Source organism: Brevundimonas sp. (genome assembly GCF_031082345.1).
In the GTDB taxonomy this organism is placed as follows: Bacteria; Pseudomonadota; Alphaproteobacteria; order Caulobacterales; family Caulobacteraceae; genus Brevundimonas.
This window is the reverse complement of sequence record NZ_JAVHLH010000050.1, coordinates 1-1036: the sequence shown is the minus strand read 5'-3', so window position 1 is coordinate 1036 and position 1036 is coordinate 1. Positions and strand designations below refer to the sequence as shown.

Here is a 1036-nt window from a genome sequence, read left to right as displayed (position 1 = left end):
GACCCAGATGTCCATCCGGCCGCCGGTGTCGGTGACGTAGGCGACCAGCGACTCGTCGTGCGAGAACGACGCGGCGCCGGAGACGCGGGCGATCTCGGCCGCCGTGTCGTACGGGTCGCGGGCCTCGGCGTGGCGGACCACCGGGACCATCAGGCCGTTCGGCGTCTGGGCGGCGATGCCGATGTGGACGCCGGCGTGGGTGGTCAGGACGCCGCCCTCGTCGTCGTAGTGGCTGTTGATGGTCGGCTGGTCGCGCAGGGCCACGACCATGGCGCGGGCGAGGAAGGGCAGGACGTTCAGCTTGGGCTGGCCGTCCTTGCGGTTGGCGTTGAGGTGGGCGCGGAGCTCCTCCAGCGCGGTGACGTCGATCTCCTCGACATAGGTGATGTGCGGGATGCGGCGGACGCTCTCGGCCATCTTCTCCGCGATCTTGCGGCGGACGCCGATGATGCGGGTTTCGGTGGTCCCTTCGGCGCGGGCGTAGGTCGAGGAGGTGGATACTCCGGAGGCGGACGATCCCTGCGACCCCGAGGCGACGTAGGCGTCGAGGTCGCCATGCTCGATGCGGCCGCCGGGGCCGGAGCCGGGGACGAACTGCAGCTCGATCCCGAGGTCGCGGGCGCGTTGGCGCACGGCGGGGGAGGCGAGGGGGCGTTCACCGCGGGCGGAGAGGGTGCGCTGGGCCGGCGGCCCCTCCGTCACGCGGCTGGCGCCGCGCGCCACCTCCCCATCCTTCGGACGGTGAGGAGACGATGAGGCTGTCTCCTCACCGTCGCGCAGCGATGGGGAGGGGGACCGCGAAGCGGTGGAGGGGCTGGTCGGAGCGGGCGCGGTGTTGCCCTTGCCCTCGACCTGGAAGCTGACCAGCGGGCCGCCGACGGCGATCTGCTGGCCAGCGTCGCCGTGCAGGGCGACAACGGTTCCGGCGACGGGGGAGGTCAGTTCGACGGTGGCCTTGTCGGTCATGACGTCGGCGATGATCTGGTCTTCCGCGACCGTGTCGCCGACCTTGACGTGCCAGCCGACCAGCTCGGCC

1 protein-coding gene is annotated in these 1036 nt (G+C 72.0%); it reads right to left on the bottom strand.

Going from position 1 to position 1036, the window contains the following annotated elements; genetic code table 11:
- A partial coding sequence (locus RDU12_RS05100; RefSeq protein WP_308684206.1) for a dihydrolipoamide acetyltransferase family protein occupies positions 1–1036 on the bottom strand: 1036 nt, incomplete at both ends.